General features: G+C 72.7%; 23 protein-coding genes. 20 read left to right on the top strand and 3 right to left on the bottom strand.

Features of this window, described 5'->3' with window-relative positions; genetic code table 11:
- The first annotated feature begins 3 nt into the window (after positions 1–3).
- From FU792_RS00555 to FU792_RS17535, 3 genes are all read left to right on the top strand, one after another.
- Positions 4–810 (top strand): 3-oxoacyl-ACP reductase, encoded by an 807-nt coding sequence (locus FU792_RS00555; RefSeq protein WP_022923360.1) that lies wholly within the window; start codon positions 4–6, stop codon positions 808–810.
- 147 nt (positions 811–957) lie between these two features.
- A complete protein-coding gene (locus tag FU792_RS00550) occupies positions 958–1,680 on the top strand; it encodes a DNA-formamidopyrimidine glycosylase family protein (protein WP_237739958.1) in 723 nt (240 codons plus the stop codon).
- Positions 1,681–1,701: 21 nt separating this feature from the next.
- Positions 1,702–1,809: a zinc finger domain-containing protein gene (locus tag FU792_RS17535; RefSeq protein WP_237739970.1), complete on the top strand. Its 108-nt coding sequence runs from the start codon at positions 1,702–1,704 to the stop codon at positions 1,807–1,809.
- A gap of 19 nt (positions 1,810–1,828) precedes the next feature.
- Here the strand turns inward: FU792_RS17535 and FU792_RS00545 are convergent, their stop codons facing one another.
- On the bottom strand, positions 1,829–3,976 hold the full coding sequence (locus FU792_RS00545) for an HNH endonuclease signature motif containing protein (RefSeq protein WP_149814457.1): 2,148 nt from the start codon (positions 3,974–3,976) through the stop codon (positions 1,829–1,831).
- Between the two features lie 46 nt (positions 3,977–4,022).
- On the opposite strand from FU792_RS00545, the gene FU792_RS00540 reads away from it, so the two are divergent.
- From FU792_RS00540 to FU792_RS00510, 7 genes are all read left to right on the top strand, one after another.
- Positions 4,023–5,396, top strand: a complete 1,374-nt coding sequence (locus FU792_RS00540; protein ID WP_022923363.1) for an amidase — start codon at positions 4,023–4,025, stop codon at positions 5,394–5,396.
- 65 nt (positions 5,397–5,461) lie between these two features.
- Positions 5,462–6,706 carry an NAD(P)/FAD-dependent oxidoreductase gene (locus tag FU792_RS00535; RefSeq protein ID WP_022923364.1) on the top strand — a complete coding sequence of 415 codons (1,245 nt, stop codon included), beginning with the start codon at positions 5,462–5,464 and terminating at the stop codon, positions 6,704–6,706.
- A 138-nt stretch (positions 6,707–6,844) separates the two neighbouring features.
- A complete protein-coding gene (locus FU792_RS00530; protein WP_149814456.1) occupies positions 6,845–7,846 on the top strand; it encodes a hypothetical protein in 1,002 nt (333 codons plus the stop codon).
- Complete coding sequence (locus FU792_RS00525) at positions 7,843–8,172, top strand: hypothetical protein (protein ID WP_022923366.1); 330 nt, start codon at positions 7,843–7,845, stop codon at positions 8,170–8,172. The genes FU792_RS00530 and FU792_RS00525 overlap by 4 nt, the downstream gene beginning before the upstream one ends.
- Positions 8,169–8,642, top strand: coding sequence for a hypothetical protein (locus FU792_RS00520; protein WP_022923367.1), 474 nt, complete (start codon positions 8,169–8,171; stop codon positions 8,640–8,642). Before FU792_RS00525 ends, FU792_RS00520 begins: the two co-directional genes overlap by 4 nt.
- Positions 8,635–9,432 carry a hypothetical protein gene (locus FU792_RS00515; RefSeq protein WP_022923368.1) on the top strand — a complete coding sequence of 266 codons (798 nt, stop codon included), beginning with the start codon at positions 8,635–8,637 and terminating at the stop codon, positions 9,430–9,432. Before FU792_RS00520 ends, FU792_RS00515 begins: the two co-directional genes overlap by 8 nt.
- Complete coding sequence (locus FU792_RS00510; RefSeq protein WP_022923369.1) at positions 9,429–9,734, top strand: hypothetical protein; 306 nt, start codon at positions 9,429–9,431, stop codon at positions 9,732–9,734. Before FU792_RS00515 ends, FU792_RS00510 begins: the two co-directional genes overlap by 4 nt.
- Positions 9,735–9,769: 35 nt before the next feature.
- On the opposite strand, the gene FU792_RS00505 is transcribed toward FU792_RS00510, so the two are convergent.
- Positions 9,770–11,227, bottom strand: a complete 1,458-nt coding sequence (locus FU792_RS00505) for a long-chain-fatty-acid--CoA ligase (RefSeq protein WP_338101136.1) — start codon at positions 11,225–11,227, stop codon at positions 9,770–9,772.
- Between the two features lie 155 nt (positions 11,228–11,382).
- On the opposite strand from FU792_RS00505, the gene FU792_RS00500 reads away from it, so the two are divergent.
- The 6 genes from FU792_RS00500 to FU792_RS00475 all read left to right on the top strand — a co-directional run bounded on the left by FU792_RS00500 (position 11,383) and on the right by FU792_RS00475 (position 16,594).
- A complete protein-coding gene (locus tag FU792_RS00500; protein ID WP_022923371.1) occupies positions 11,383–11,646 on the top strand; it encodes a hypothetical protein in 264 nt (87 codons plus the stop codon).
- Positions 11,643–11,945, top strand: coding sequence for a hypothetical protein (locus FU792_RS00495; protein WP_022923372.1), 303 nt, complete (start codon positions 11,643–11,645; stop codon positions 11,943–11,945). The genes FU792_RS00500 and FU792_RS00495 overlap by 4 nt, the downstream gene beginning before the upstream one ends.
- 54 nt (positions 11,946–11,999) lie before the next feature.
- Positions 12,000–13,919: an alpha/beta hydrolase gene (locus FU792_RS00490; protein WP_022923373.1), complete on the top strand. Its 1,920-nt coding sequence runs from the start codon at positions 12,000–12,002 to the stop codon at positions 13,917–13,919.
- A 113-nt stretch (positions 13,920–14,032) separates the two neighbouring features.
- Positions 14,033–14,461 (top strand): hypothetical protein, encoded by a 429-nt coding sequence (locus FU792_RS00485; protein ID WP_149814454.1) that lies wholly within the window; start codon positions 14,033–14,035, stop codon positions 14,459–14,461.
- A 1,117-nt stretch (positions 14,462–15,578) separates the two neighbouring features.
- Complete coding sequence (locus FU792_RS00480) at positions 15,579–16,010, top strand: hypothetical protein (protein WP_022923377.1); 432 nt, start codon at positions 15,579–15,581, stop codon at positions 16,008–16,010.
- 200 nt (positions 16,011–16,210) lie between these two features.
- Positions 16,211–16,594 (top strand): hypothetical protein, encoded by a 384-nt coding sequence (locus FU792_RS00475; protein WP_149814453.1) that lies wholly within the window; start codon positions 16,211–16,213, stop codon positions 16,592–16,594.
- 61 nt (positions 16,595–16,655) lie between these two features.
- Here the strand turns inward: FU792_RS00475 and FU792_RS00470 are convergent, their stop codons facing one another.
- Complete coding sequence (locus FU792_RS00470) at positions 16,656–18,194, bottom strand: ATP-dependent DNA ligase (RefSeq protein WP_022923379.1); 1,539 nt, start codon at positions 18,192–18,194, stop codon at positions 16,656–16,658.
- Between the two features lie 450 nt (positions 18,195–18,644).
- Here FU792_RS00470 and FU792_RS00465 point away from each other — a divergent pair, with 450 nt between their 5' ends.
- The 4 genes from FU792_RS00465 to FU792_RS00455 are packed head-to-tail and all read left to right on the top strand — an operon-like array spanning position 18,645 to position 21,548.
- Positions 18,645–19,817 carry a sensor histidine kinase gene (locus FU792_RS00465; RefSeq protein ID WP_149814452.1) on the top strand — a complete coding sequence of 391 codons (1,173 nt, stop codon included), beginning with the start codon at positions 18,645–18,647 and terminating at the stop codon, positions 19,815–19,817.
- Positions 19,814–20,074, top strand: coding sequence for an ATP-binding protein (locus FU792_RS18685; RefSeq protein WP_338101195.1), 261 nt, complete (start codon positions 19,814–19,816; stop codon positions 20,072–20,074). Before FU792_RS00465 ends, FU792_RS18685 begins: the two co-directional genes overlap by 4 nt.
- Positions 20,071–20,766, top strand: coding sequence for a response regulator (locus FU792_RS00460; RefSeq protein ID WP_022923381.1), 696 nt, complete (start codon positions 20,071–20,073; stop codon positions 20,764–20,766). The genes FU792_RS18685 and FU792_RS00460 overlap by 4 nt, the downstream gene beginning before the upstream one ends.
- A complete protein-coding gene (locus FU792_RS00455) occupies positions 20,763–21,548 on the top strand; it encodes a DUF4097 family beta strand repeat-containing protein (RefSeq protein WP_022923382.1) in 786 nt (261 codons plus the stop codon). The genes FU792_RS00460 and FU792_RS00455 overlap by 4 nt, the downstream gene beginning before the upstream one ends.
- The last annotated feature ends 50 nt before the right edge of the window (positions 21,549–21,598 follow it).

Here is a 21,598-nt window from a genome sequence, read left to right as displayed (position 1 = left end):
GATGTGACCACAGGCAGCGCACCGAGGACGGACCTCACGCAGCGGCTCGCGGGCCGTGTCGCCGTCGTGACCGGGGCGGCGAGCGGCATCGGGCTGGCCAGCGCCCGGCGGCTCGCCGCGGAAGGAGCCACGGTGGTGCTCGCGGACATCTGCGAGGAGGCCGTGGGCAGCGCGCTCGCGGAGGAGCTGGACGGGATGTTCGTGCGCACCGACGTCACCGACCCGGACCAGGTGGAGCGGCTCTTCGGCACGGCGAGGCAGACCTACGGCAGCGTGGACGTCGCCTTCAACAACGCCGGGATCTCCCCGCCGGACGACGACTCCATCCTGGAGACCGGGTTGGAGGCGTGGCGCCGGGTGCAGGAGGTCAACCTCACCAGCGTCTACCTCTGCTGCAAGGCGGCGCTGCCGCACATGATCGGGCAGGGCCGCGGCTCGATCATCAACACCGCATCCTTCGTGGCGGTCATGGGAGCGGCGACCTCGCAGATCTCCTACTCCGCGTCCAAGGGCGGGGTGCTGTCGATGACGCGCGAGCTGGGGGTGCAGTTCGCGCGGCAGGGCATCCGGGTCAACGCCCTGTGCCCCGGGCCGGTGAACACCCCGCTGCTGCAGGAGCTCTTCGCCTCCGACCCGGAGCGGGCGCAGCGCCGTCTGGTGCACGTGCCGATGGGGCGTTTCGGTGAGCCGGAGGAGATGGCGGCGGCGGTGGCCTTCCTGGCCAGCGACGACAGCTCGTTCATGACGGCGGCGGAGTTCCTCGTCGACGGTGGGATCAGCTCGGCCTACGTCACTCCGCTGGACGGCTGACCTCGTCGCCGCAGGCCGACGACCGCTGTCTCACGGCCTCCCGGTCTCCCGGTCTGACGGCGCTCTGTACCGGCTGCGCCTCCTGGGCCAGACGCCTACCCCGATCACCCGAGGGCGCGGCGGGCCCCGGCTCCGTAGGGTCGGACCATGGCTGAGGGTCACGCCGTCCACGGGATGGCCGGGCGGGTGCGTCGGCTGCGGGGACAGCCGGGCCGCTCCAGCGGGCCCGTCGTCGAGGACTTCGACCCTGGCCTGCTGGACGGTCTGGTCGTCCACGACGCCGAGGCCCACGGCAAGCACCTGCTGGTGCACCTCGAGGGCACCGCGTGGTCCGGGCACTTCCACCTGGGCATGCACGGGGCCGTGTCCGTGCGCCGCCACCGGCGCGCCTTGGGCGAGGACGGGCTGCCGCGCACCGATCCGCCGGTCCCGGCCGGGCTGGCGTGGCGCTTCCTCACTGCGGCCTACCTGCTCCAAATCACCCGGCCGACGATCTGCGAGCTGCTCGATCCCGCGGGTGTCTCCGCCCTGCACCAGCGGCTCGGCCCGGACCCGCTCCGGGACGACGCCGACCCCGAGGTGGCGGTCGCGCGGCTGCACCGGTCGCGCCGCGCGATCGGGCTGCTGCTGCTCGACCAGTCCGTCGTGTCCGGGATCGGCAACGTCTATCGCGCCGAGCTGCTCTGGCGGGCGCGGATCGACCCCCACTCTCCTGGCAGCGCCGTCCCGGTGGACGCGCTGCGCGCGCTCTGGCAGGACACCATCGACCTCATGACCGTTGGGCTGGGGGCCGGGTGGATCCTCACCCACCCGGACCAGCTCGTCGCCGCACGGGACCTGCTGGTCCGGGAGGAGCCGGTCCCGCGCTAGCGCAAGAACTACGCGGTCTACCTGCGCCGCGGCCGACCGTGCCCGCGCTGCGGCGCCGCTGTCGAGGCCGAACGGATGGGCCTGCAGACGGCCTACTGGTGCCCCGGCTGCCAGGTCCTTCACGGCTGACGGCACCATCGGGGAGCCCTCAGAACGGCGGTGCGTCGCCCTCGGGCGGGGTGTCGACCTCGTCACGGAGAGAGCCGTCTCGATCAGTGTCGCTGTCCTCGTCGAGACCCAACACCCGGTCCACGGTCGGGGTGCCCGGGTCCGCGCCGCTGCGGCGCTGCCCCGAGGAGGTCGTCCGGGTGGCCCACATCCAGCCGGCGAGCGGGCCGCCGTGCTCGCCGGAGCCCGGATGGTCGTCACGATCCTCGAGGAAGGCGCCGGGACCACGGTGGGCGAGGGCCGCGTAGAAGGCCCGGGCGAGCAGGTCGCGTCGATCCTCCAGGTCGGCGCGCTCCCCGAGAGGCTCTCCGACGAGGGCGGGGTCGAGCGGCGCCCGGCGGTCCACCGCCGCCAGCAGCTCCTCGTGTCGAGAAGCCGGCGATCCCACTCCACCACGGCCGGACCGGTCAGCACCGGCGCGTGGGTCACACGCCGTGCCGTCCCCCGTGGCTGCGCCGATGCCCTGCGCCTGCCCGGATCTGAAGCCTCCGCCCTGAGCCGACTCGGATCCGGACCCGTCGCCCACGGCTGCGTCGGCTGGGCGTGCTCCACGTGACTGCTGGGCGTACTGACGGTAGTCGTGGACCCTGGTCGTCTCGACCTGACCGAGCAGTGACATCCACGTCAGGTCCCGCACGTCGTTGATCTCGCTGAGCGCCCACCCGCGGGTCTTGAGCTCGTGCGGCCGCTTCGCGAGCGCCACGAGGTTGATCTCCGCGGTCGCGCCGCCGGTGCTGTCCTCGGACCAGGGCTGCACATGGTCCAGCTCGCAGACCGCCCCCGGTTGTCGAGAGCCCGGGGACCGCGAGTGCAGGTCGGCGGCCAGCACCTGGCGCCGCATCGCCGCGTCCGGCCGGTAGGAGGCCGTGCTCCGCTCGACCAGCCGACCGTCGGCCGGGTCGATCAGGAGCCGGGACAGAGTCGTCCCCGGGGTCAGCGCGAGCTCACGCAGGTGCCCCGGCGCCAGGTAGGCAGGTTGGCGACCGAGGAGCATCCCGACCTCGCCACCCCCGACCTGACCGGTGCCTCGTCGATCCCCACCGGGGGCCCGTCGGGTCACGTCCTCAACCGCGCCTGCGGGGGTGTGACTCGAGGGACCCGGGCGGCCAGCAGCGCCTCGGCTGTCCGATGGGCTGACCCGGCTGCTTGCATCTCGACCCCGGGTTCGGGGCATGCACCCCGCGCAGGCAGCCTGCCCCGCCAGGGCGTCCCAGGGCACCACGACCTGGAGCTCGACCGCCGGCATACCGGTGACGACCCGAGCGATCGAGGCGCGATCGGGCGTCACCAGGCGATCCTCGTCGTCCCTGCGGTCGGGCTCGGGCACCTGGCCATGCACGAGCAAGGACGCGGCCACGTCGGCCCGCAGCTGGTCCAGCGTGCGTGGATCGCCCTGCTTGCGCAGCAGTCGCGCGGCCCGCTCGATCCGGGTGTGCGCCGCGACGATCGACACCACCGAGCTGGTCACCGACAGCGTGGCCGTCCCGTCGTCGTCGACCTGCACGCTGGCTCGGCGGGCACGGTAGGCGGCGCGCCGCCGCTCTCGCTCGGCCACGACGTCCTCGCCGTCGGCCCGCCGCGCCTCACGCTCCAGCGCGGCCGCGTAGTCCGCCGCGTGCCAGGGACGCTCGCGCACCGCACCATCGGCGTCGAGGCGTTCGGAGACCGCCGTCTCCGGGTCGTCGCCGAAGAGCCCCTCGACCACGAGCCCGGCGCGCTCCGCGGGCAGGCTGCCGCACCGCCGCCAGAAGGAGCGCACCATGGGCCAGGTCACCTCTCCCCGGTCCAGGGCCCCCAGCACCGCCGAGCGCACCCCGGCCGGGGCACAGGCGAGGGCCACGAGGTGTCTCGCTTCCGTCACCCCCATCCCGAGCTTGAGCTCCACCTCGGCGCAGGCGGCCCGCTTGGTCTCGGTGCGCCACTTCGCCCGCTGCCCCTGCGTCAGCTCCTCGACGCTGGTGAACCCTTTCTGTCGAGGCCCGCCCGCGCCGCGGCGATCGTGCCGAGCGCGTCCAGCGCAGCGGACTCCGGCGTCGCCCGCTGCTCCATCGCCGCTGTCGCCATGCCCTGCCTCCCCCTGGAGATCCGGCGCCAGGATCTGGTGCCGTCCCCCAGCATACTCGAACATGTGTTCGAGTGCAAGGCTCATCCACACCCCAGCAGACGGGACTCCCGTGACCCAGCACGCACCCCGGCACCTTGACGCCGTCGCGACCGCGCGCGGCTTCGCCGACGGCTCGCTCGCCCCGCCCGAGGTCGTCGCCGAGATCCAGGCGGTCATCGACGCGCGGGAGCCCGAGCTCAACGCCCTGTCCTTCCGCGACGACGTCGAGGGCACGCTGGACCAGGCGCGCGCCTCGGCGCATCGCTGGGAGCAAGGGCGACCGCTGAGCCCGGTCGACGGGCTGACGGTGACGCTCAAGGAGAACGTCGCGCGGGCCGGCGTGCCGATGACGATGGGCTGCGCGGGCGTCGAGCCGGTCGTGCCCGAGGTCGACTCCCCCGTCGCCCGACGCTGCCGCGAGGCCGGTCTCGTCGTGCTCGGCTCCACGGTCATGCCCGACTGGGGCATGCTCTCCTCCGGCGTGTCCAGCCGCCACGGCATCACCCGCTCGCCACTGGACCCGGCCTGGACCACGGGCGGCTCCAGCTCCGGCGCCGGCGCCGCGGCCGCAGGCGGCTACGGACCGCTCCACGTCGGCACCGACATCGGTGGCTCGATCCGGCTGCCGGGCACCTGGCTGGGTCTGGCCACGCTGAAGCCGAGCGCGGGGCGCATACCCCTGCATGCGCCATACCTCGGCCGCGTCGCCGGGCCGATGGCCCGCACCGCCGCCGACTGCGCCCTGCTCATGTCGGTGCTCGCCGGACCGGACCCGGTGGACTGGACCTCGCTGCCCGACCAACGGATCGACTGGACCGACCTCGACCTCGATCTCACCGGGATGCGGGTCGGCCTGTGGACCGAGGCGGGGTATGGCGTCGAGCCGGACCCCGACGTCGTCGCCGCGGTCGAGGCCGCCGCGGCGGAGCTCGAGCGCGCTGGCGCGCGGGTCGAGCCGGTCGGACCCTGGCTCACCCAGGACCTGCTCGACGGGATCGACCGGTTCTGGCAGGCCCGCTCGTGGGCCGACTACTCGCGGCTCGCGCCGGCGCAGCAGGCCCGGGTGCTCCCCTACATCGCGGAGTGGGTGTCCCGAGCAGCCGACCTCACCGGCACCGAGGTGATGGACGCCTACCACGCCTTCGGGCAGGTCCAGGCGCGCACGAGCGCGGCGTGGGCCGCCGCCGGCGACCCCGAGGTGCTCCTCTCCCCCGTCGCCCCGGGAGTCGCCTTCCCGGCCGTGCAGCCCATGCCCTACCCGGACGACGGGCGCGGCCTGTGGCACATCAACTTCACGATGCCGTGGAACATGACCGGCCACCCCGCCGGGACCGTCGACGCGGGCCGGACCGCCGACGGTCGGCCGATCGGGGTGCAGGTGGTCGGGCGCCCCTTCGACGACCGCGGGGTGCTGCGCGTCCTGCACGCGCTGGAGCGTCGCTGACGCGGCCCGGAGACGGTCCTCGCCACAACAGGACGTCCGCCCTTCCTGGTCCTAGGGTGAAGAGCATGTCCACCTCAGCCGATGTCGTCGTCGTCGGGGCCGGGCTGGCCGGCCTCACCTGTGCCCGCACCCTGCAGGATGCGGGCGTCGAGGTGCGGGTCCTGGAGGCCGCCGACGCCGTCGGTGGTCGCGTGCGCACCGACGAGGTGGACGGCTTCCTGCTCGACCGCGGCTTCCAGCTGCTCAACCCGGCCTACCCCATGGTCCAGGCGCACGTCGACGTGGCCGCCCTCGGGCTGCAACCCTTCCGCGCCGGCCTGGCCGCGCGGTCGGACCGCACCGACACCCTCCTGGTCATGGCCGACCCCCGGCGCGAGCCCCAGCTCATCGGCCAGACCATGCGCTCGGGCAAGCTGCACCCCTCCAGCCTGGCCTCCCTGGCCCGCTGGGCGGCTCCCGCGATGCGCGCCGAGTGGGCCCTGGCGAGCGGGCAGGACGACGTGTCGCGCCGCGAGTCGATGGACGCCGCCGGCCTGCACGGGCCGCTGCGCCGGGTGGTCGACACCTTCCTCAGCGGGGTGCTGCTGGAAGACGACGGCAGCACCTCCACCGCCTTCACCCATCTGCTGAGCCGCATGTTCGCGCTCGGTCGTCCGGCACTGCCGGAGCGCGGGATGCAGGCGCTCCCCGAGCAGCTCGCCGCCGGGCTGCGCACGCCGGTCGAGCTCGGCACCGAGGTCACCTCGGTCGGACCGCGCAGCGTGCGCACCGCGGGCGGGGAGGAGATCTCGGCCGAGCTCGTCGTCGTCGCCACGGGCCCCTCGGCGGCTGCCGAGCTCACCGGGCATACCGCACCGGCGGCCAAGGGCGTCACCACCCACTGGTTTGCCGTGCCCGAGGCACCCATGGACCAGGCGCTGCTCGTCATCGACCAGCGCGAGGCGCGCGGGCCGGTCATCAACACCGCGGTGATGAGCAACGCGGCACCTTCCTACGCCCCGCCCGGTCGTCATCTCGTGCAGGCCAGCAGCCTGCTGCGCCAGGGGCAGGAGCCGGTGTCCGACCAGACGGTCCTCACCCAGGTCGGCGGCATCTACGGCGTCCCGACCGGGGACTGGGAGCTGCTGCGGCGCGACGACATCCGGTATGCCCTGCCGGCCCAGCCGGCGCCGCTGCAGGAGCGCACGGCGCTGGAGGTCGAGCCGGGCCTCATCCTGGCCGGGGACCACGTGGACACCGGGTCCATCCAGGGCGCCATGGTGAGCGGGCAGCGGGCCGCCGAGGGCTACCTGCAGCGTCGCTGCGCCTGATCCTGCCCGCAGATCCGGGTTGGTGCTGCTCAGGTCGTCGCGCCCGGGGCTCTCCGGATCACCTAGGGTGAGGGGTCGACAGCAGGTGAGGGAGGGACGTCGGTGACCGTGAGGATCGACCCCGACGGGGTCTTGGCCATGAGCGCTGCCACCCTCGGTGTCGGCACCACGGTGTCCGAGATCGGTGGTGACATCACCACCCAGATCGAGAAGGTCGACCAATGGGTGAGCGGCGCCCCCTCCGCGCGGCGCCGCGCCTCGGTCGCCGCGGAGACGCTCTCGCTCCTCGCCGGTGCCGCGCAGGACCACGCCGTCCGCTACGTCGACCATGAGAGACCGATCCAGGAGCTGCGTGAGGCCGGGTACTGGCTTCCCGACTTCGGCAACCTCCTGCCCCGTGAGGACGAGACCATCCGGGAGAACCTAGAGCGCATCGCGCGCAGCGACGAGTTCGGCGCGATCCCCCTCGGCGTCGGTCAGGGCCTGCTGGAGCGGTATCGCAACTTTCACCTCTACGTCCCTCGCGCGGACAGCGTGAGCGCCGCACCGGCCCTGCAGGAGCTGAACTCCCTGCTCTCAACGGCTGACGACGTGCACGACGGCCAGGCCTTCGTCCGCCGTTCGAGCGGAGTGCTCGTGCCGCAGGGAGGCAGCGCCGACCCGCGCCTCTCCCGCATCTCCACCCTGACCGACGAAGCGACCTACCGCCCCGGCCCCAACGTCACCACCAGCCCCGACCTGGGGCGACCCCCGACATGGGCCCGGACCGGAGGCCGGGCGCTGGGGGCCGCCGGGGTGGGTCTCACCGTCTGGGACTCCGCCGCCAGCCAGTGGGAGCATGACCAGCGCTACCACCCGGAGTACAGCACCGGGCAACGAGTGGCGTCCGCGGGCTACAACGTCGTGACGGAGGGCGGCGGCGCGGTCGCGGGAGGGCTCGTCGGCGCACACTACGGTGCGATCGCCGGCAGCTTCGTCCCCATCCCCGTCGTCGGCACCGTGGGCGGCGCCCTCATCGGTGGCGCGATCGGTGCCTTCGTCGGCTCAAAGGCCGGCAAGGCCGCCGGGACGGCTCTCAAGGAGGCCAGCAGCGCCGTGGCCGACGGTGCCAAGAAGGTGTGGGGGTCGCTGTTCGGATGAGCATCGAGGACCTCACCTTCTCCTGGCCGCTGCTGCTGCTGGCGCTCGGGCTGCTGGCCATCGGTCTCCACGCCTGGTCGGGTCGGATCCGCGCCGTCATGCTGCGGTCATGGCCCAGCCAGACCCTGCACCTCGCCCCGCTCTACCTCGGCGCCGCCCTGCTCTTGACCCAGCTCGCGGCCCTCGCCCCGCTCGCGCTCGGTGCCGTGCTCCTCGTCCTGGCGCTGGTGTCCTTCGCCCTGGGCGTCCTGGCGGTGCTCTGGCTCCCCCGACCGCTGACACCCCGGTGGCTGCAGGAGGCCCCTCGATGGAAGGACCCGGTATGACGCCGCCCGACCTAGACATCCACGTCGAGCCGCCGCCCGGCTGGGCACAGATCCAGCAGGAGCCGGACGACGACGGATCCGTGCTCCTGGCCATCGCCCCGCAGAGCTGGGCCGAGGAACTGGGTCTGCGGCCCAACCTCGTGATCGGCCTGGGCGCACCGACGCAGGAGAGCGTCCGGGCGGTCGCCACGCAGACCGCCGCCACCCTGCTCGCCATGGGGCCCGGGCACCGGATGATCGCCTGGGACCTGTGGCAGGACGACGCCGGTCGCCGGTTGCTGTCGACCTGGCCCAGCGGTGATGCCCTGGTCTGCACGACGACGTGGCTGCGACTGGAGGGAGACCGGCCGCTGTCCCTCACCGCCACGGTCGACTCCGACCGCTACCTCCGGGTCATGCCGCTGATCTCCGCCTGCGTCGACAGCCTGCGCGTGCAGCGCCCTCCGTCCCCCGAGGCCAAGAATGCCTGAACCGCGACTCGACGACTTCTGGCGTGCCAGGGGAGAGGCCCTGGAGGACCTGTCCCGGCTGCACGGCTCGCAGCACTGGGAGCCGGACGGCGTGCGGCTGTCCCGCGACGCCTTCGTCGCCCTGGCCCAGGTCGGCCGCCGGCGGGTCGGGGCGGCGCGCGTCAAGGACGAGGCAGCCGCGACCGAGCTGGAGTCCGTCGGGCTGGTGGACGGAGCAGGGCGGCTGACCGACGACGGCATGACCACCCATGCGGTGCTGAGCACCGCTGACAGGCGTATCCGGGTGGAGAGCGCCGCGTCCGGCGTGCCCGGCACCTACGAGGCCGCACGGCGCCAGGGAGCGGTTGTGGTCTGGGCCACGGATTCCCCGGCGTCGTGGGACGGGCGGACGACGCTGGGGCGCGACCGGCTGGCCTCGGCGACGTCCGGGACGCTGCTCTGGTTGCCCACGATGCAGCTGCCGACGGACCTGGCGGCCTGGCTGCAGGTCGGACCCTCCTGGCCGATGGACCTGCCCCCCGACGCGATCGCGACCGACCTGGTCACCGCCCGGATGGACGACCCCCGTGCCCCGGCACCAGACGGCGCCGGCGAGTTCCTGCGTGAGGTGTGGGCCCAGCCATGGTTCACCTGGACCATCACCACGGACACCGAGCACCGGCTCGGCGGCATCCACGCCGGCCGGCACGGTCATCTCCGGCTCCAGGACCACGGCAGCTCCTTGGTGACCCTCGGCGCCCTCCCGTCCGAGGCCTTCTTCTCCATCCTCGTCGGGATGAGCCTGCTGTGACCACACCGGAGGAGAAGCGCAGGCGCGCAGGGCTGATGCGTGAGGTGGCCGGCACGATCACCACCAAGGGTGGGTTGCTGGACGACGACCTCGACACGCTGCTGCAGCGCTACCCGGAGTCACCCGACGGTGTGTGGTGGGGCAGCGCCGCGACGGACTTCTACGACGGGGTCCGCGACGTGCGGCGCGAGGTCCGCACGCTGCGGGACGACGTCCTCGGCTACGCAGAGCGGTGCCGCACCCGGGCACGGGAGCTGGAGGAAGAGGCGGACGCACAGGAAGCGGCTCAGTCGGCTGACTGAGCGCGTCCCGCCGCGGGAGAGCCGCGGAGCCGGCGTCAGGCGTCGCGCAGCGCTCGCTTGAGGATCTTGCCGGTCGCGCCCTTGGGCAGCTCCTCGATCGTCGTGACCGTGCGGGGGTACTTGTAGGGCGCCACCTGGCTCTTGACGTGCTCGATCAGCTCGGCCTCGGTCGCCTCGGCGTCCGGCGCCAGCACGACGTAGGCGGCGACCTCCTCACCGAGCTCCTCGTGCGGGACGCCGATGACCGCTGCCTCGGCGACCGCCGGGTGCTCGTAGAGCAGCTCCTCGATCTCGCGCGGGTAGATGTTGAGCCCGCCGCGGATGATCATGTCCTTCTTGCGGTCGACGATGAAGAAGAAGCCGTCCTCGTCGACGCGGGCGAGGTCGCCGGAGTGGAACCAGCCGTCGGCGTCGATGGCCTCGGCCGTGGCGTCCGGCCGGTTCCAGTAGCCCTTCATGATGTTTTCGCCACGGATGCAGATCTCCCCCACCGCGTCGGGGTCGCCCGAATCGGCCACCCCGACGTCCGTTCCGTCCGGCCCAGCGAGCTTCATCTCCACCCCACGGATCGGTATACCGATCGAGCCCGCCTTGCGCTCGCGATCCGGGTGGTTGAAGGAGGCGACCGGTGAGGTCTCGGACAGGCCGTACCCCTCGAGGATGGTGGCGTCGAAGGTCTCCTCGAACTTCTTCATCACCTCCAGCGGCAGGCTGGCGCCGCCGGAGATCGCGGTGCGCAGCGTCGTGAGGTCCGGGGCCGTGTCGGCGGCGGCCGCGGCGGCGAGCATCGCGCCGTACATCGTCGGGACGCCCTCGAAGACGGTGACCTTGTCCCGGGCGATGACCTCCAGCGCCTTGGCCGGGTCGAAGCGCGGGATCATCGTCAGCGCCGCGCCGGCGTGGAAGGCGGTGTTCATGCCGCAGGTCATGCCGAAGACGTGGAAGAGCGGCAGGCAGCCCATGACGACGTCGTCACCGTCGAGGTGGATGAGCGTCTCGGTGGTCGCGAGCTGGTTAGTCTGGAGGTTGTCGCACGTGAGCTCGGCGCCCTTGGGACGCCCCGTGGTGCCGGAGGTGTAGAGGATCACGGCGGTGTCGCCGCCGTCGCGGGGGACGATCTCCTCCACCGGATCCACCGCCTCCTCGCCGTCCACGTAGGGGCTCAGCCCCTCCGGGCCGACGGTGAGCAACCGGGTGCCCGTCGCCTCGGCCGCCGCGGTGGCGTCCTCGCCCGGCATGGCCGCGAGCAGCGCTGCACCGGAGTCCTCGAGGTAGAACTGGATCTCCCGCTTCTTGAAGAGCGGGTTCATCGGCACCACGACCCCGCCGAGCCGGAGCGTCGCGTAGTAGAGGACCGGGAAGGCGGGGACGTTGGGCAGCATCAGCGCCACCCGGTCACCCTCGCCCACGCCCTGCGCCCGCAACCATCCCGCCAGCCGCCCGACGGACTCCTCGACGTCGGCATACGTGAGGACCGTGTCGTCGAGGATCACCGCCCGCGCGTCGGGTGGGCCTGCGCCGTGGCGGCGAGGTTGTGGGCGAGGTTGGCGCTGGTCATCGGTGACCCTCCCTGCGAGCGGTATGCGTGCCCCGATCCTGCCAAAGGTCGGCACCCCCCGCTAGGCTGGCCGCCGCGGGAGGGAGGACCGTGCCACAGATCGACATCGCCGCCACGAAGGCGGCCGCGAAGGACTTGAGCGAGGGCGGCGACGCGCTGGACGGCGCCGCCGGCTCCGTCGCCGTCGCCGACCTCACGGGTCAGCTGCGCGGGTCGTCCACGGCCGGGGTGCTCGCCGACCTGCAGAGCACCGGGCGCCTGCGGTTGTCGGACGCCGGGCGGGAGCTCGCGACGCTGGCCGAGGGCATGACGACCTTGGCCGACAACACCGGCGACGCCACGGGTGAGCGATGAGCCTCGACATCCCCGACTGGATGGTCAGCGACGACGGTCGCGTCCGGACCGCCGCACGAGGCCTGCGCGATGCGGCCGACGTCGTCGACGACGAGCGCACCGGCCTGCGCCGCACGCTCGGCGCGGCGGCTGCGGCGCTCGGGTGGGAGGGCCAGATCACCGACCGCGCCGACGAGGCGGCCGACCCGGCGCAGGACGGGCTGCGGGTCATGCAGGAGGACCTGCGTGCCGCCGGTGACGCCCTGGACGGCCTGGCCGGCGCGCTGGACCAGCACACGCCGACGCTGCGCGACATCTAGCGGGACTGGGACGCCCTCCACGCCGACCGGCCGCGCACCGAGGTGCGTGGCGACGTGGGCGAGGACGTGAGCGTCATCGACTGGGCCGAGGTGCGACGTCGGGAGGACGCCCTGCGTGACCGCACCGAGCACCCGAAGGAGATGCTGCGCACCGCCGACCGGGGCTGTCGGGACACCCTCGCGCAGGTCCGGTCCTCGCTGGCCGGTCTGCAGCCCGGCTCCTCCACCGCCAGCTTCACCCGGTCGCAGGCACCCGAGGGGGCGTGGCAGGTCTTCCGGGATCACGGCCTGGCCAACACGCGCGCCGACGAGGCCCTGCTCGCCCGGATCACGCAGGCGGAGGACCCGAACGCCGTGCGCGCCCTGCTGGACGAGCTCGACCAGGAGCGGCTGGCCGGCTTCCTGCAGCGCAACCCGCACGTGATGGCGGCGCTGGCCACGGACTACGAACCGCGCAACGCCGACGACGCCGTGCTCTCCGGGCTCTGGGACGCCATCGGTGAGCTCGAGAACGGTCAGGTGACCGACCCCCGCGCGATCGCGGACATCCGCGACTACTGGGCCGGGCTCACCCCGCAGGAGCAGCAGCGCATGCGGCTGCTCTACCCGACCCTGATCGGCAGCCTCGACGGCATACCGGTGGAGCACCGAGCGGCCGCCAACCGGTTGCTCGTCGAGAGCGCGATCGACATCGAGCAGCAGCGGCTGGCGATCCTGCAGGCGATGCCGGACAACGCCGCCACCCGCGAGGACGTGCTGCAGACCGTGCCCGGGTGGTATCCGGACTGGGTCGCCGAGAAGATCGTGGACGGCCTCATGCACGACAAGGCGCAGAGGCTGCTCCACGACTTCCGGCTGCGGGACCAAGAGGTGGAGCGGTCCCGGAAGCGGCTGGCGTTCTACAACAACCTCCTCGCGCCGAAGTCCGAGCTGCGTTTCTCCGATGTCACGGACGACTCTGGGCTCGTGCTGTCCGGCGACCACCGCGCGATCCTCCTCTTCGATCCACGGGGAGACGGACGATATGCCGAGTGGCACGGCGAGTTCGACAGCGAGAACGTCGGGATCTTCGTGCCGGGGACGACGACGGACATGTCGAACATCGCTAAGTACCGCGACAACATGGTGACGGTCGCACGACGTGGGACGAGCACCATCACCTGGATGGGCATCGACCTGCCCAACTCGGTGGCCTCTGACGCGACGCAGACGCGCTACTCCGAGGATGGTGGTCAGGCGCTGCTCCGCTTCGTGGAAGGGCTAGGCATGCCCGAGCGGGCCATCACAGCGGTGGGCCACTCGGCGGGGGGTGGCATCGTCGGCTTCGCCGACGTCTACGGCATGGACGTCGACCGCACTCTCCTCATCGCGCCCTCGGGATCGGGGCTGGGGCTGCACCGCCCTCTGCCCTGGCCGCTCGACCCGCGGGGCGCGAAGCCGAGCACCCCTGAGTCTTACCCGGCGCACACCTGGGACGATGAGGCCCGCGACGTGCAGCGGTTCACCATGACCGCCCCGGGCGACACCGTCCGCCTTGCGCAAGAGTCCGAGAACGTCCGCTGGTGGGTGGGCCTGCCGGAGGACTGGGGGCACGGCAACGACCCGATCGACACCGACCAGTTCACCCGTCTGGAGACGGGACGGTGGCTCGAGCCCCCTCCCACGCTCCGACTACCGGAGGGGATCGAGGTCGGTGACCGGCTCGAAGGGGCGGACGCCCACACTTGGGTCGTGACCCCCTTCACAGATTCCTGGACCAACCTCGTCGGGGTGATGACTGGGGGTGAGGTCATCCCCTACCGCGAGGACGGAGACTGGATCAACCCGGACAACCTCTACGACGACCCCGGCTACCCTGGCACCGACCCAGTGCCCATCGACGATCTGGAGTCTCCGTGGGAGCAGAGCCAGCCCGAGATCATGGCCCCGGGCCCTGTCGACGGGAGCTTCGGCAGCGGTGGCGGCTCGACGTGAGGCGGGCGGGCACCGGATTGGCCCTCCTGGCAACCATAGTCACGGGGTGCGCGGTCGATCGCGGCGACGATCCCTCCACCTCCTCGCCGGTCCCCACGACAGAAGGAACCACCATGAGCGGAACCGCTGAGGATGCCGCACGCGCGCAGCAACCCCCGGTGCGGGAGATCCTGCAGGCTTTGTGGGACCAGTTCGAGCTGCCGAACAAGCCCGGCCTCGACGAGCACAAGGATCCAGGTGGCCTCCGCGCTTGCCTCTTCACCGCGTCCTCCGACAGCACGTCATGGGCTGAGACAGCACGACTTCGGGTATCTGAGGTCAAGGACCCGGCACTCGAGGCGCGGCAGGCTCAGCTCGCCCGCGACTGGTTGGAGGAGAATGGGTGGGAGGAACTCGACAACCCCGCACCTGAGGGAGACCTGGTGAGCTACCACCGGAACGCCGAAGGGTTCACCGTCACTCTCACTCCGTGGGGAGATGCCCGTGTGCAGGTGGACGTGCAGTCGCCCTGCTTCGACGAACAGGGTCGTCAGGTGGGATGACGCTGCCTGAGTGGTCGCGATGCACGGGAATCCATCCACCTGTCGGTCACACCGGGGTGCGCGCTGGTCGGTGCACTGGCGCTCACCGCTCTCGGTGGCTGTTCGCTGCTGGCCGAGGACGATACCCGCATCACCACCCCCGGTGGCGCCGTGGTGACGGCCCACGCCGCCGAGGCAGCGGCGGGGGAGCAGCAGCCCCGCGTGCGGGAGATCCTGCAGGATCTGTGGGATCAGTTCGACCTGCCGAACTCGGTCGCCTCCGAGGCCACCCAGACCCGCTACTCCGAGGACGGCGGGCAAGCGTTGCTGCGCTTCGTCGAGGGCCTGGGCATGTCGGAACGGACGGTGACAGCGGTCGGCCACTCCGCCGGCGGTGGCATCGTCGGTTTCGCCGACGTCTACGGCATCGATGTCGATCGCACCCTGCTCGTCGCCCCCTCCGGCTCCGGGCTGGGGCTGCACCGGCCGCTGCCCTGGCCGCTCGACCCGTGGGGCGCGCAGCCGTCGACTCCCGACGAGTACCCACCGCAGACCTGGGACGGCCACGACCGGGACGTCCAGCGCTTCACCCAGACCGCGCCCGGCGACAGCATCGCCGTGGCCCAGGCCTCGGAGGACGTGCGCTGGTGGGTGGGTCTGCCCGAGGACTGGGGGCACGGCGACGACCCGAACTCCTCGGACCAGTTCATCCGTCTCGAGACGGGCCGGTGGACCGAGGGTGCGGATGCCGGTCAGCGGCTGGAGGGTCGCGAGTCGCACAGACACGTGGTCAAGCCCGGGACCGATGCCTGGGCCAACACGGTGGGCATCATCACCGGCGGCGACGTCATTCCGTACCGCGAGGACGGCGACTGGATCGGCCCCGACAACGTCTACGACGACCCGGACTACCCTGGCACACCCCCGTGCCCATCGACGATCTGGAGTCCCCGTGGGAGCAGTCCCAGCCCGAGATCATGGCAACCGGTCCGCTCGACGGCAGCTTCGGGCAGGGAGGCGAGCCCGCGTGAGGCTCCTGACCTCTGCACTCGCGCTCGCCGCGGTGGCACTGGCCGGATGTCAGACCATCGACGGTGCGACGAGCCCCGAGGGATCCACGACGACGGAGGGAACGAGCGTGAGCCGACGCGCCGACGAGGCAGCGGCGCGGGAGCAGCAACCCCGCGTACGCGAGATTCTGCGGGACCTGTGGGACCAGTTCGACCTCGAGGACAAGCCACCGCTGGAGGACAAGCCCGGGGAGGGAGACCTTGTGGCCTGCTCCTTCGACACGACCGCTCAGAGCAGCTCCTGGGCCGAGACTGCCCGGTTGCGCGTCGCGGAGGAGGAGAACCCCGAGCTCGAGGCCGAGCAGGCAGAGCTCGTGCGTGCCTGGCTGGACGACAACGGCTGGGAACGCATCGACAACCCCGCCCCCGAGTCGAGCCCGGTCACCTACCACCGCAACGACGACGGCTTCACGGTCACCGTGGCACCCCAGCTCGACGCCCGCGTCATCCTGGATGTGGAGTCGCCGTGCTTCGACGACCAGGGCCGACAGGTGGGATGAGGCCGGCCGGAGCGGGGTGCTCCGCGAGGGCACCATCACCTCGGTCACGCCGGGGTGCCGCGCTGGTCGGTGCACTGGCGCTCACCGCTCTCGGTGGCTGTTCGCTGCTGGCCGAGGACGATACCCGCATCACCACCCCCGGCGGCGCCGTGGTGACGTCCCGCGCCGCCGAGGCAGCGGCGGGGGAGCAGCAGCCCCGCGTGCGGGAGATCCTGCAGGATCTGTGGGACCAGTTCGACCTGCCGGACAAACCGAAGCTCGAGGAGCAGATGGCGCCGGGTGGTCTCAGGGCCTGCACCTTCGACACGATGTCCGAGATCTCGGCCTGGGCCGAGACGGTTCGACTGCGGGTGTCGGAGGAGGAGGACCCCCGGCTGGAGGCCGAGCAAGCCGAACTGGTCCGCTCATGGCTGGACGACCACGGCTGGGAACGCCTCGACGACCCCGCCCCTGAGGGTGATCCGGTCACCCATCACCGCAACACGGATGGGTTCGAGGTGACGATCACGCCCTGGATGGATGCACGAGTTCAGGTGGACGTCCGGTCTCCCTGCTTCGACGACCGGGGGCAGCGGGTCTCCTGAGCAACCCCTGGTCATGCTCGGCGGGGCACGAGCGACCACTTGCGGCGCCCGCCGGCGGTGGTCAGCGCAGCGAGTCCACCGTGTCGATCTCCTCGACCTGCTTGTCGTCGCGGTAGCGCAGCACCCGGGCGAAGCGCAGCGCGACGCCACCGGGATAGCGTCGCGACGTCTGCACCGCGTCGTAGGCGATCTCGACGACCTGCTCGGGCCGGACGTGCACCACGTGCCCCTCGCGCGAGGTCTCCAGCCCCAGGAACCGCTCGGTCTGCCAGGCCAGCAGCTCGTCAGTCATGCCCTTGAAGGTCTTGCCCACCATGACGAGCTCGCCGTCGGCGCCGCGCGCCGCCAGGTGGATGTTGGACAACCAGCCCTCCCGCCGGCCGCTGCCCCACTCGACCCCGGTGACGACCAGGTCGGCGGTGCGCCTCGGCTTGACCTTGACCCAGCCCGCGCCCCGGCGCCCCGCCGCGTAGGGCGCCTGGGGGTCCTTGACCACGACGCCCTCGTGCCCCTGCGCCACCACCCGGTCGAAGAAGTCCTGCGCCGCGCCGACGTCGCTGGTGCTCAGCCGCTCCACCACGAGGTCGGGGGCGAGATCGGCCAGCGCCGCCCAGCGCTCGCGCGCCGGCTCGTCGACGAGGTCCCGGCCGTCGAGGTGCAGCAGGTCGAAGAGGTAGGTCGTCACCGGGGTCGTGCGCGCGAGCTCGGTCGGGTCGGTGCGGGAGGCGGTGCGGGCCCCGGTGACCTGGAACGGCTCAGGTCGACCCTCGGCGTCGAGCGCGATCACCTCGCCGTCCAGCACCGCCGAGCGGACCGGGAGCGCCTCGATCGCCGCGACGACCTCGGGCAGCCGGTCGGTGATCTCCTCCAGGCTCCGGGTGAACAGCCGCACGGTCGCGCCGCCGTCGCCGCGCTCGCCCTCCCGGTCGAGATGGGCCTGCAGCCGTATGCCGTCGAGCTTGAGGTCCAGCGCCACCTCGCGCGAGCCGTCCACCGCGGAGGCGATGTCCGGCTCGGAGCCGGCGAGCATGGGCCGCAGCGGTCGACCCACCTCGAGCCGCACCTGCTCCAGCGCAGCCGCGCCACCGGCCAGCGCGGCCCGCGCCACGGGCCCGGGGAAGCCGGCGAGCATGACCGCCCGCCGCACCAGCGGCTCCGGCACGTCGGCGGCCTGCGCGACGGCCGGGAGCAGCACCCCGTCGCCGGCACCCTGGCGCAGCTCCCCGGTGAGCAGCCCGACGAGCCACTGCTGCTGCTGTGCGGTGGCCCGACCGAGCAGGTCGGCCAGCGCGGTCGCCCGGGCCGCGGTCGACCCGGCTCCGGACAGCGCCTTGAGCTCGCTCAGCGCCTCGTCCACCTCCAGCACGGACAGCGACGCGTCGTCCGCCGGCGCGGGCCGGTCGCGCAGGCTGCGCCACCCCACCCCGACGGTGCGCTGCGGGAGGGTCCCGGCGAGGTAGTCCGCCACGACCTCGACCTCGCGCTCGTCACCGCCCTGGGCCGCCTCGGCCAGGGCCTCGGCGAGCAGGGCGGTCTTCGCGGTGCGCGACCGCGTCGCCGCCACCGCCGCGGACGTCTCGGTGACCCGGGCCAGCTGCATACCGGCAGTCTGACGCACGCCGGTGACAGACGTCGCGGTCAGCAACCCGGCACGCAGCCCGTCGAGATTTGACCAACTCCTTACCCGGCTTATACCCACCCTTTGCCGATCCGGGCCTAGCGTAGGTGTTGTCGATCGACGTGGGGCGTCGCTCTGGTTACGCACCTGCTGCGATCGGCCGGACACGTCCACGACGATGTGGACCGGACGCGGGCTTCACCCCCTGCGCGTCCGCCCCGGTCCCAGACCGTCGGGGTGGGTGATGTGTCCGTCGAGGAGGGCGCGTCGGCTGTCACGGGACCGACGCGCCCTCCCTCATTCCCCTTGACGCCACCATCGCCGAGCCACGTCCGGGATGCGCTCTCCGCGCTGGCACGGGGGCTAACCCCCCACCGGATCGGGGGAGCACACCCTGCCCGACGCTCCGCGTCCTGACTACGTTGGGGTGGTATGAGCGCAGACACCGCCCACCCGGACGGGCCCCCGGACCTCGAGCCCGTCGGCATGGCCCGCCTCGTGCGCAGCCCGGGGGACGATCCGAGGGTCGCACCCGTCGAGGACACGCCGGCCACGGCGCCCGTGCTCCCCCGCGCCCGAGAGGGCGGACCGGTCGGCTGGTTGCTCGAGGCCTGGTGGACCATCTGCTACGTCGTCACCGGCCTGTTCACCGCGGTCTTCGCGCTCACCCTGGCCGGCGTCGCCATCGGCGGCTTCGCCGCGCTCCTCGGCATGGGCGCGGGGGTGCTCATCCTCGTCCCCGCGCTCTGGGGCTCGTTCGCCCTGTCCCGGCTGGAGCGGCACCGCATCGCCGCCTTCCTGGGGGTCGACATCGGCGAGCGGGGCCCGTCGACCGCCCCCGCCTGGCGCCGCGTGCTCGGCCTGGACGAGGCCCGGCTCCGGGCCCTCGGATGGGCCGGGCTGCACGGTCTGTGGGGGCTCATCTCCAGCTCGCTGGGGCTCGTGCTCCTCGTCACCGGGGTGCTCCTGGCGACGATGCCGCTGTGGGCGTGGCTCGGCGACGGCGTCTCGATCATGGGCCTGCTCCGGGTCGGCTCGACCCTGGAGCTGACGGTGGCCTGGCTCATCGGGGTCGCGCTCGTCCTGGGTATGCCGTGGATCGCGCGAGGCCTGGCCAGCGTCGACGTCGTGCTGGCCCGCTGGCTCATCGGCGAGGACGCGCAGGCCCGGCTGCGCGAGATGAGCGAGCGCGTCGACACCCTGACGACCACCCGTGAGGACACCCTCGACTCGGTCGAGGCCGAGCGACGACGGATCGAGCGCGACCTGCACGACGGACCCCAGCAGCGCCTGGTCTCCATCGCCATGAGCCTGGGTCTGGCCCGGGACGCGCTGGACCGTGACCCAGACGACCCGGAAGCGGCCCGACGGGTGCGCGAGCTGCTCGACGAGGCGCACTCCTCCAGCAAGGACGCCATCACCGAGATGCGGCAGGTCGCACGCGGCATCGTGCCGCCGATCCTCACCGACCGCGGGCTGGACGCCGCCGTGTCGGCCCTGGCGGCCCGGAGCCCGGTGCCGGTCACGGTCAGCAGCCGGCTGCCGGCCGGTCGGCTCGACCCGACGGTCGAGGCCATCGCCTACTTCTCGGTCTCGGGGCCCTGACCAACATCGCCAAGCACGCGCGGGCGGACCGGGCCACCGTCGAGCTGGGCACCGCCCGCGGCCTCACCGGCGACCTGCTGGCCATCACCGTGACCGATGATGGGGACGGAGGTGCCGTCGTCGGCGGCGGCAGCGGCCTCACCGGTCTACGGCAACGCGTCGGCGCGGTGGACGGGCAGCTCCACGTGCACTCGCCCGTGGGCTCCGGCACCACGGTCGCCATCACCCTCCCCCTGCGCGAGAGGACCACCCGATGAGCACCAGCACCGAGCGCGCCTCCGACACCCCCCTGCGGGTCGTCCTCGCCGAGGACTCGGTGCTCCTGCGCGACGGCATCGTGCGCCTGCTGACCGCCACCGGCTTCGAGGTCGTCGACGCCTGCCCGGACGCCAAGAGCTTCCTCACCGCCGTCCGCGAGCACCGGCCCGACCTCGTGGTCGTCGACGTGCGGATGCCCCCGACCTTCACCGCCGAGGGCCTCATGGCGGCGCTGGAGGTGCGCTCCGAGCTGCCCGACGTGGCCGTCGTCGTGCTGAGCCAGTACGTCGAGGAGCGCTACGCCACCGAGCTGCTGGCCGGTCGCCCGCGCGGGGTGGGCTACCTCCTCAAGGACCGGGTCGCCGACACCAGCGACTTCGTCGCCGCCCTGCACACCGTGGCCGCCGGCGGCACCGCGCTCGACCCGGAGGTCGTCTCCCAGCTGATGTCCCGCGCCCGCAACATCGACCCGTTGGAGCGGCTCACCGCGCGCGAGCGCGACGTCATGCGGCTCATGGCGCAGGGCCGCACCAACAGCGCGATCAGCCGCGAGCTGTTCATCGGCGAGGGCGCGGTGGAGAAGAACGTCTCCTCGATCTTCGGCAAGCTCGACCTCCCGCCGACCGACGACGACCACCGCCGCGTGCTCGCCGTGCTCCAGTGGCTCGAGCACGGGGAGCACGCGGGATGACCGGGCAGCAGCCGGCCCGCACGTCGGCACGAGGCATCCGCACCAGCCGCGGCGGCTACACCGGCCTGCGGGTCGTGGGCGGCGTCGTCACCGCCGTGCTGGTCGGGGGCGCGACGGTCGGCTCGGTGCCGAGCATGCTCCGTCAGTCCGACACCGCTGCGCTGACCCTGCCGCACGGCCTGGACCGCGTGATCATCCAGTCGCCCCGCGGTGACGTCGACGTGCGGGAGGCGCGCGAGGGCGAGCAGGCCCGGGTCGAGGCCGACCTCCACTGGTCCCTCGCCAAGCCCGAGCTCGGCCTGCTCCGGGACTCCCCGGACGACGGGTCGGTCGTGGTGCAGGCTCCGTGCAGCGGCGGCAACCTGGGGCAGTGCGCGGCCGGCTTCTCGGTCACCGTCCCGCCCGGCACCGACGTCGAGGTGACCGGCGGCTTCGGCGACATCGACGTCACCACCACCGGCGCCGTGTCGGCGAGCGGCACCGGCGGCGACATGACGATCAACGGCGAGCCGTCCCGGGTCGAGCTGGACTCCACGATGGGGGACGTCACGATCGAGGGCCTCGGCGAGCCGCCGGAGCTCGTCCGGGTGACCAGCACCATGGGCGATGTCACGGTGACCCTGCCCGGAGAGGTGTCCTACGCCGTGACCACGAGCACCGACATGGGCGCCGACCCCCGGGTCACCGTCGACCGCGCCAGCGACTCCCCCTACATCGTGGACCTCGAGACGACGATGGGCAGCATCGAGGTCCTCACCCCGGAGTCGGCGAGCTCCGGCTGATCGGGCGGGATCGCCCGTACCCGGGTGCTCGGAAGCGCAATACGTGACGC

The organism is Serinicoccus marinus DSM 15273 (assembly GCF_008386315.1).
Taxonomy (GTDB): Bacteria; Actinomycetota; Actinomycetes; order Actinomycetales; family Dermatophilaceae; genus Ornithinicoccus; species Ornithinicoccus marinus.
Note: the sequence above shows the minus strand (reverse complement) of the source record. Positions and strands in the feature narration are given on the sequence as shown.

What these genes read in the sequence shown, in the direction of transcription:
- FU792_RS00530 (WP_149814456.1), top strand. Translation starts at nt 6,845, where the DNA reads ATGAGCGCTGCCACCCTCGGTGTCGGCACCACGGTGTCCGAGATCGGT.
- FU792_RS00460 (WP_022923381.1), top strand. Translation starts at nt 20,071, where the DNA reads ATGAGCACCAGCACCGAGCGCGCCTCCGACACCCCCCTGCGGGTCGTC.
- FU792_RS00465 (WP_149814452.1), top strand. Translation starts at nt 18,645, where the DNA reads ATGAGCGCAGACACCGCCCACCCGGACGGGCCCCCGGACCTCGAGCCC.
- FU792_RS00545 (WP_149814457.1), bottom strand. Translation starts at nt 3,976, where the DNA reads ATGTTCGAGTATGCTGGGGGACGGCACCAGATCCTGGCGCCGGATCTC.
- FU792_RS00485 (WP_149814454.1), top strand. Translation starts at nt 14,033, where the DNA reads ATGAGCGGAACCGCTGAGGATGCCGCACGCGCGCAGCAACCCCCGGTG.
- FU792_RS00550 (WP_237739958.1), top strand. Translation starts at nt 958, where the DNA reads ATGGCTGAGGGTCACGCCGTCCACGGGATGGCCGGGCGGGTGCGTCGG.
- FU792_RS00470 (WP_022923379.1), bottom strand. Translation starts at nt 18,194, where the DNA reads ATGCAGCTGGCCCGGGTCACCGAGACGTCCGCGGCGGTGGCGGCGACG.
- FU792_RS00455 (WP_022923382.1), top strand. Translation starts at nt 20,763, where the DNA reads ATGACCGGGCAGCAGCCGGCCCGCACGTCGGCACGAGGCATCCGCACC.
- FU792_RS00535 (WP_022923364.1), top strand. Translation starts at nt 5,462, where the DNA reads ATGTCCACCTCAGCCGATGTCGTCGTCGTCGGGGCCGGGCTGGCCGGC.
- FU792_RS00495 (WP_022923372.1), top strand. Translation starts at nt 11,643, where the DNA reads ATGAGCCTCGACATCCCCGACTGGATGGTCAGCGACGACGGTCGCGTC.
- FU792_RS00520 (WP_022923367.1), top strand. Translation starts at nt 8,169, where the DNA reads ATGACGCCGCCCGACCTAGACATCCACGTCGAGCCGCCGCCCGGCTGG.
- FU792_RS00515 (WP_022923368.1), top strand. Translation starts at nt 8,635, where the DNA reads ATGCCTGAACCGCGACTCGACGACTTCTGGCGTGCCAGGGGAGAGGCC.
- FU792_RS00525 (WP_022923366.1), top strand. Translation starts at nt 7,843, where the DNA reads ATGAGCATCGAGGACCTCACCTTCTCCTGGCCGCTGCTGCTGCTGGCG.